Genomic DNA, 6,878 nt, shown 5'->3' with positions numbered 1-6,878 from the left:
TGAAGCACGGTAGCCGAAAGTGTACAAAAAGAGTGTCTTGGAATACCCGATATTTAAACCTTGTCGAGAAAAACTTGACACATACAAGATTTTGTAGAGTATGGTAAAATTGTGGATATTCGTGTATACTGAATCATATATGTTTGACAGTTTTTGCGGATGATGTCGGAAGATGGCAGCAAATGAAAAATACGGTGAGCCTTTGAGCAGGGGAGAGAGATATGCGCGGCAGGAAATTAAATTTCAAGGGAAAAGTTGTGTCGGCGCTCTTATTTACGTTGATTGTTGTTGTTTTGGCCGGACTCGTTGGCAAAGGGGAAAAGATGTCAGCGAAAGACAAAGGAAAAGATGCGCATGCTGTATCACTGCGCACTTTATCTTTTTCGCCTGCGCCAATGACAGTGTTTGCGGGTTCTCCTTTGTACAAATCGATGATCGGGCAACAGCGGCAGAAAAAAGAAGCGGAGAGACAGAAAGAAGTGGCGAAGCAAAACGAGAAAGATTTGAAAGAAAATGCCATTTACTTAACATTTGATGACGGCCCGTCGAGTGCGGCCAACCAGTTATTGGATCTGTTGGAAGCTTATCAGATGAAAGCGACCTTTTTCATGCTCGGGCCAAGAATAAAAGAGCATCCGGCAGTCGTAAAACGCATGTACAAAAATGGAAACGGGCTTGCCTTGCACGGGATCACACATAAAGCAAGAGCGATCTACAGCAATACATCCGCGCCATTACACGAAATGGCTGAGGATCAAAGAATATTGGAAAACGTCACGGGTGTAAAATCTTATATGGTACGCCTCCCGTATGGAAGTATTCCGTATTTAACAGATGAAATGCGCGATTTACTGGATAAAAATGGGTTCCATATTTGGGATTGGAATGTGGACAGCAGCGACTGGGAGTTAAAAGATGCACGGTATGTCCAGTATACGATTCAGCAAATCCGGCAAAAAAAACAGGCAGGGGAAACGCCGGTCATCCTTTTGCATGACAAACCGGAAACCGTTAAATATTTGCCGAAGTTACTAAAGTTTATCAAGAAGCAGGGCTATAAAACAAAAGTACTGACCAATAAAACGCCCGCGGTAACGTTTCCGTGTGAAGGCCGCTGTCATCCAATCCGTCATCCAGTTGAAACGGGGAGAAGATGAGGGTGAAAAGATTTATTGTATTCGGAATGATGTTGCCGGGGCTTCTTTTGCTTCTTGCCGGGTGCCATTCAGACAAAAAACAAGCGGACAGCATATACGAAGAATTAAAGAAATCCGCATCCTATGAAAAAGATTTTGTCGCGAACCAGGAGAAGCTGGACCAATATAAAGAAAAAGTGGCGTCCATTTATGCTGATTTAAACCAACTTGAACTGAATGACGAAAACCGCCCGGAAGTGAAGCGGAAATTAAAAACGGCGGACAGCTATACCGAAAAGCAGTGGAAAGAGCTGAGGAAATCCAAAAAGAATTTCCAAAAGGCATATGAACAATCGACATCCATAAAAGAAAATGTGGAAAAAATTAAAGACGGCGGGCAGCGGAAACAGGCGCAGAAGCTGCTTACCATCATGGATGAGCGCAAAAAATATATGAACACTTTTTTTGGTGATTATAAAAAACAATTGGCATTACAAGGCAAATTTTATAAAAATCTGGAGAAGTTCAGCCCGGACGAGTTAGATAATCAAATAAAAAAAATAAATGAATACAATGGGGAAATGGAACAAACGATTCGCCAATTCAACCAGGATACGAAACGGTATAACCGCGAAAAAGACAAGTATTTTAAAAAAGCAGGGCTTTATTAAATTGGGCGTTTTTTTAAAGAGGCCCGGGACCGGCATTATGCCGGTCCCGGGCTTCTTTTTTTGGGACAGGAAAACGGCTGGAAAATTGGGTGATACGATGAGATTGGCAACCCGGTCAGGCGTAATGCCATATTGCTCATACAGTGCCGTCATGCCTTGTGATGTATTTTTATCCGTGATCGTTTCCAGCAATTCCGTGTTAATGGTCGCCGGATAAATTGTCGCAGTCCGGATGTTGGTCCCTTCCTGTGCGGATTCCATGCGCAATACTTCCATTAAATCGCGTACCGCCCATTTCGTTGCGCCGTAAACTGCCCCGCCCGGGTAAGCTTTAAGCCCGGCTACGGAAGAAGTTGTAATGATATGCCCTGATTTTTGCGCGATAAACGTTGGCAATACTGCCGCAATCCCGTTTAAAACCCCTTTAATGTTAATGCCGATCATGCTGTTCCATTCGTCCGTTTTTAATGCGGAAAGCGGGGAATCCGGCATAATGCCGGCGTTCAGGAAAATCACAACTACACCGCCGAAAGCATCTTTGGCAAGCCGGACAAGCTCCCGGGAATCTTCCGGTTTGGTCACATCTGTTACCCGGTAAACCGCCTGGTCGCCATTCGATTTGATGAAACCCTATTCAGATGTATTTGAAAGCCATATTGAAAACAGCGTTGAGTCCTGGAGTAAGCCGTGAAACTACCGTATTCACGCAATATTTTTCTTGTGTAAACAGTAAAATGCACAATTTCTGCACAAATGCCGGGTATCTTTAAAAGAAAGGATAAGCGACAAGGGGGACGTAAGATCATGAAAAAAGTATTAGCAGGCATTTTTTCTCTCGCAATTCTCTTTTCTTTAGGGGCATGCGGCAACAGTGAAACAAAATCTGCGGATAGCAAAAGCGCGGATTCCCATTCACACATGGAAATGAATCATTCCGGCTCGAGCGAAGTACCAAAAGGAATGAAAAAAGAAAGCAACCCAAAATATAAAACAGGCAGCCAGGTTGTCATCCACGCTGACCATATGGAAGGGATGAATGGCGCGAAAGCAACTGTAAAAGCTGCATACGCCACAACCGTTTATGCGGTGAATTATAAGCCCGTAACAGGCGGAGCCGAAGTAAAAAACCATAAATGGGTTGTTCAGGAAGAAATTAAAGGGGCGGGGAATAAAGCGTTAAAGCCAGGAACAAAAGTGACATTGGAAGCAAATCATATGGAAGGCATGAAAGGGGCATCTGCTGAAATTGTTTCGTCAAAGAAAACAACAGTCTATATGGTGGATTACACGCCGGCGAATGGCGGAGAAAAGGTAACCAATCATAAATGGGTAACAGAAGATGAACTTTCCGCCAAGTAATTTTAAATAGGATTAAAAGGGGCTCTTCAGGCAGCCCCTTTTTTGCCGTGTTCAACGTTAAATTTCATTTTTCACCATACCCACTTATATCCAACGCCCCAAACCGTCTGCAAATGGCTGTCAACCGGGAATCCCGCATTTCTTAATTTATCCCGTACATTGCGGATATGAGAGTCAATGGTCCGGTCTTCTGTTTCCACTTCATATCCCCAGATAGAAGTTAATAATTGCTCGCGGGAGAAAACCTGATTCGGATGCTGCAGAAACAGCCCAAGCATCGCAAACTCTTTCGGTGTCACGCTGACAGGCTGATTCTGGCAGAATACTTGAAAAGATACCGGATCCCATTTTAATCCGTTTTTTTCAATGGTTTCATTCTGATTTTGGTTGGAACGCCGTAAGACTGCATCAATTCTGGCGAGAAGTTCTTTTTCGTCAAAAGGTTTGGATATATAATCATCAGCACCGATTTTCAGCCCTTTGACAACATCCGGTTTATCTGTACGCGCCGTTAGCATGATCACCGGCACCTGGCTCATTTTCCGGATCTGTCTGCAAACTTCCCAGCCGTCCGTTTCCGGCATCATGATATCCAGAAGAATAAGATCGTAAGTTTCCTCCTGAATATACCTGATTGCCTCCGGTCCCCGTGTTACCTTGTCGCAGGCATATCCTGCCGGTTCCAAATACAACGCAAGCAAATCCAGCATCCTTTCTTCATCATCTACGAGCAGCAGCTTCTTCAATGATATCTCCTCCTTGAAACCGGATTTCCATAGTGGTCCCAATACCTTCCCGGCTGTCAGCGTGAATATGCCAATTGTGAGCCTCTACAATTTCTTTTACAATCGCAAGGCCTAACCCCGTACCGCCGAAAGACCTTGATCTGGACTTATCAACCCGGTAAAATCTTTCAAAAATATAGGGAAGATCCTCTTCGGGTATCCCTTTTCCATGATCCTGCACAATGAGTTTCCATGCTCCATCTGCTTTTTTTACGGTAAGAAAGATATTCGTATGTGGCTCTGAATATTTATAAGCGTTATCCAGCAGGTTGATGACGACTTGTTCAAAACGGACCGGGTCTGCAATCAGCAGGATGGAAGGATGACACTTCACTGTCAGGATGATCCTTTTGTTTTGGAAAGCCGGGCTTAATTTATGTTCAATTTGCTTTAGCATTTGAAACAGCGGGAAGTTTTGCTTTTGGATTTGAAATGAATTCCGGTCCATTTTCGCCAAATCAAACAGATTTTGAATCATATCTGACAATTTCGCGGCTTCTTCATAAATAATATTTAAATAGGTTTCGTTATCCGCACAGTTGTTTTTCCGCGCAATATCTGCATAACCTTTGATGTAAGTTAATGGCGTGCGGAGTTCATGAGAAATGGAAGCCAAAAATTCGCTTCTTTCCTCGCGAAGATGGTTCCACTCGCGGGCCAACGTGCGGATCGATTCAGCAAGCTGTCCGAGTTCATCTTTACTGTAAACCGGGATTTCAACAGATAAGTCACCTTTCGCAATTTTCTTTGTCGCTACTTTCATATTAATCAGCGGCCTCGCCAGAATGCGGGATAAAAGGATGATCAAAATCAGCGTAATGCCGAATGCGAGAAGGCCGGCGATCCAGAAGTGGTGGTTCATTTGTGAGATCAGCTGCTGAACTTGTTTTGTATCCTTAAACATGTAGACATAGCCGTTTTTAAACGGGCTGACGGATGCAATGTACTTTTCATCTTCCCAATGCTTTTCTATGATTTTTCCCTTGTGTGTGATTTTGCCAACGGGCTTTGAAATGATGTTTCGCATTCCCCGGTCGAGCGGGCGTGAAGCAATGATGGATTTTTTATTGCCATTTAATACAATCACGATGAGATCGGATTTGGATTCCATTACAGCAACACGGTGGATGGAATCCGGGTCATTGTATTGTTCCAGCACATCCCGGTGGCTGTTGCTTCTCACTAAAAGCGAATTGAATTCATCTTTTACACGCTCTTTGACTATATTTTGGTGCAAAAAGTAAATCACGAATCCTTCCAAATCAATCATAATCACAAAGAAAATCAAGCCAATTTTAAAAGAAATATGATTTAAATGCTTCAGCTTCGTCACCCCCGCCCGTTTGGAATTCTCTGCAAAAAATTAACTTGCTTTTGAGGATGTGTTGACCCGGACATAGGTTTGCCCGTCTTTTCCCGGTATGACAGTCACTCTTTCTCCAATATTATAGCACCGGTAATATTTCATATTATGTGGCGTAATCACCTTCATCACGCTTTCATCCGCCAACTTGATTTTCGATTTACAGCGGCTCACGCCTTTGATGTCCGCAGTGCAGTCTGTATCCGTCAGTACTTTTCCGGTTGTTTTTGTGCCGAGCTTTCCGGATACTAAGTTGACAGCATAGAGATTATTTTTGCCGTTTTGCTGGACGTTGATTTTGGCTTCCACTTGTTTTTCGCTCAGCCCGGGGTCTTTGTTAGGGCTGGTATCTTTCCCCTGGCTGGTTTTGCTTTGGCAGCTTGCAAGAATGAGTATGCAACTCAAAATGGCTGCCAATCCTGCCAATCTTTTGCTCATGCTTTTCATCTCCTGTAACTTTATAATTTGCCGTCTGCAAAAAATGATCAAAGATAGTATAAATCATAAATTTGAAGAAAGTATGCATATTCGTGTGCTTTTATAAAAGATATAAGGGGTTGTGAACAAAGCGTGAAGAGGGGGCGTTCCTCGAAAATCTCCACATTTTCTGCACAGGAAAATTTTACGATTGATGCAAAGAAGGGGGAAGTACAAATGGAATGGTTAAATACTTTGCTGTTTCTTGCATGCCCGCTCATGATGATCTTCATGATGTTAGGGGGACATGGCCATGGAGGCGGGCACGGAAAAAAAGCCCATCTGGAACATAGCCATGGGATGCATAAGAGGATTCAGAAGTTGGAAGAGGAAAATCAAAGATTGAAAAAAAGGCTGGATGCATTTGATAAATATGATCAGAAGAAAACATCATGAAGATAAAGTGGCAGGAGAAAAATGATCCTGCCTTTTTAGTTAAGCGAGGAATGCAGGAAATACAGCCATGACCATTGTCAAAAATGCGCCGAAGCATGCTTGCGCTGTGCGGAAGCTTGCCGGAAAATGGCCTGACACAAAGCCGGTTCCCTTATCAAAAAGGGAACCGGTTTTTGGCAAAATCAATAAAACGGGAATGATGTGTTTAAGTTTAAGCGAACGGAAGAAAATAAAAATTGGATCGCCGGTTTAAATCAAGGTAAAAACCAATTTTTCTCATGGCGCTCCTAACATCATGGAATGGATGGCCGGCAGAAAACAATTCGATGTATTTGTTTTATATTTCTTGGTCTCCGGAACAATGCGGCAGGAAATTTAATATCAAAATAAAAAAGCAAGGATCCCAGCCATAAACTGAAATCCTTGCTTTTTGTGATGCGGATGAAGGGACTTGAACCCATACGGTGTTTCCACCACTAGAACCTGAATCTAGCGCGTCTGCCGATTCCGCCACATCCGCATTATTTTATTTTTGTTCGCCTCATCAGCGACAAATTTATTATATAATGCCCGGTAGAAAAAAGCAATACCTTTTTTAAAATTGTATGTGTCAAGTTTTTCTCGACAAGGTTTAAATATCGGGTATTCCAAGACACTCTTTTTGTACACTTTCGGCTACCGTGCTTCACTT

The 6,878-nt window shown here is 43.0% G+C and carries 7 protein-coding genes, 1 tRNA gene and 2 pseudogenes; 5 read left to right on the top strand and 5 right to left on the bottom strand.

Features of this window, described 5'->3' with window-relative positions; all coding sequences use genetic code 11:
• Nucleotides 1-221 precede the first annotated feature (221 nt).
• Nucleotides 222-1,157 (top strand): polysaccharide deacetylase family protein, encoded by a 936-nt coding sequence (locus tag IC21_RS01800; protein WP_029143011.1) that lies wholly within the window; start codon nt 222-224, stop codon nt 1,155-1,157.
• A complete protein-coding gene (locus tag IC21_RS01795) occupies nt 1,154-1,807 on the top strand; it encodes a YkyA family protein (RefSeq protein ID WP_029143012.1) in 654 nt (217 codons plus the stop codon). Before IC21_RS01800 ends, IC21_RS01795 begins: the two co-directional genes overlap by 4 nt.
• Nucleotides 1,808-1,903: 96 nt before the next feature.
• Here IC21_RS01795 and IC21_RS16015 read toward each other — a convergent pair.
• Nucleotides 1,904-2,401: pseudogene (locus tag IC21_RS16015) on the bottom strand (SDR family oxidoreductase); the annotation flags it as partial.
• 210 nt (nt 2,402-2,611) lie between these two features.
• Between IC21_RS16015 and IC21_RS01790 the strand changes: the two are divergent.
• Complete coding sequence (locus IC21_RS01790; RefSeq protein WP_013860065.1) at nt 2,612-3,166, top strand: YdhK family protein; 555 nt, start codon at nt 2,612-2,614, stop codon at nt 3,164-3,166.
• Nucleotides 3,167-3,237: 71 nt separating this feature from the next.
• Here the strand turns inward: IC21_RS01790 and IC21_RS01785 are convergent, their stop codons facing one another.
• The 3 genes from IC21_RS01785 to IC21_RS01775 are packed head-to-tail and all read right to left on the bottom strand — an operon-like array spanning nt 3,238 to nt 5,752.
• Complete coding sequence (locus IC21_RS01785) at nt 3,238-3,912, bottom strand: response regulator transcription factor (protein WP_017554156.1); 675 nt, start codon at nt 3,910-3,912, stop codon at nt 3,238-3,240.
• Nucleotides 3,887-5,284, bottom strand: a complete 1,398-nt coding sequence (locus IC21_RS01780) for a sensor histidine kinase (RefSeq protein WP_029143013.1) — start codon at nt 5,282-5,284, stop codon at nt 3,887-3,889. The genes IC21_RS01785 and IC21_RS01780 overlap by 26 nt, the downstream gene beginning before the upstream one ends.
• Nucleotides 5,285-5,314: 30 nt before the next feature.
• Nucleotides 5,315-5,752 (bottom strand): hypothetical protein, encoded by a 438-nt coding sequence (locus IC21_RS01775; protein ID WP_029143014.1) that lies wholly within the window; start codon nt 5,750-5,752, stop codon nt 5,315-5,317.
• Between the two features lie 216 nt (nt 5,753-5,968).
• Here IC21_RS01775 and IC21_RS01770 point away from each other — a divergent pair, with 216 nt between their 5' ends.
• The gene (locus IC21_RS01770; protein WP_029143015.1) at nt 5,969-6,187 is read left to right on the top strand and encodes a DUF2933 domain-containing protein; all 219 of its coding nucleotides are present in this window, start codon (nt 5,969-5,971) and stop codon (nt 6,185-6,187) included.
• Nucleotides 6,188-6,232: 45 nt separating this feature from the next.
• A pseudogene (locus IC21_RS16010) lies at nt 6,233-6,322 on the top strand (four-helix bundle copper-binding protein); the annotation flags it as partial.
• A gap of 301 nt (nt 6,323-6,623) precedes the next feature.
• On the opposite strand, the gene IC21_RS01760 reads toward IC21_RS16010, so the two are convergent.
• Nucleotides 6,624-6,707 (bottom strand) — tRNA-Leu (locus tag IC21_RS01760).
• Nucleotides 6,708-6,878 lie beyond the last annotated feature (171 nt).

Origin of the sequence: Heyndrickxia coagulans DSM 1 = ATCC 7050 (genome assembly GCF_000290615.1) — a bacterium.
Taxonomy (GTDB): domain Bacteria; phylum Bacillota; class Bacilli; order Bacillales; family Bacillaceae_C; genus Weizmannia; species Weizmannia coagulans.
The sequence above is the reverse complement of the archived record's forward strand: the minus strand, read 5'-3'. Positions and strand labels throughout refer to the sequence as shown.

Bases quoted from the DNA above. Each gene is read 5' to 3' on its own strand.
- IC21_RS01790 (WP_013860065.1), top strand. From the start codon at position 2,612: ATGAAAAAAGTATTAGCAGGCATTTTTTCTCTCGCAATTCTCTTTTCT.
- IC21_RS01775 (WP_029143014.1), bottom strand. From the start codon at position 5,752: ATGAGCAAAAGATTGGCAGGATTGGCAGCCATTTTGAGTTGCATACTC.
- IC21_RS01770 (WP_029143015.1), top strand. From the start codon at position 5,969: ATGGAATGGTTAAATACTTTGCTGTTTCTTGCATGCCCGCTCATGATG.
- IC21_RS01795 (WP_029143012.1), top strand. From the start codon at position 1,154: ATGAGGGTGAAAAGATTTATTGTATTCGGAATGATGTTGCCGGGGCTT.
- IC21_RS01800 (WP_029143011.1), top strand. From the start codon at position 222: ATGCGCGGCAGGAAATTAAATTTCAAGGGAAAAGTTGTGTCGGCGCTC.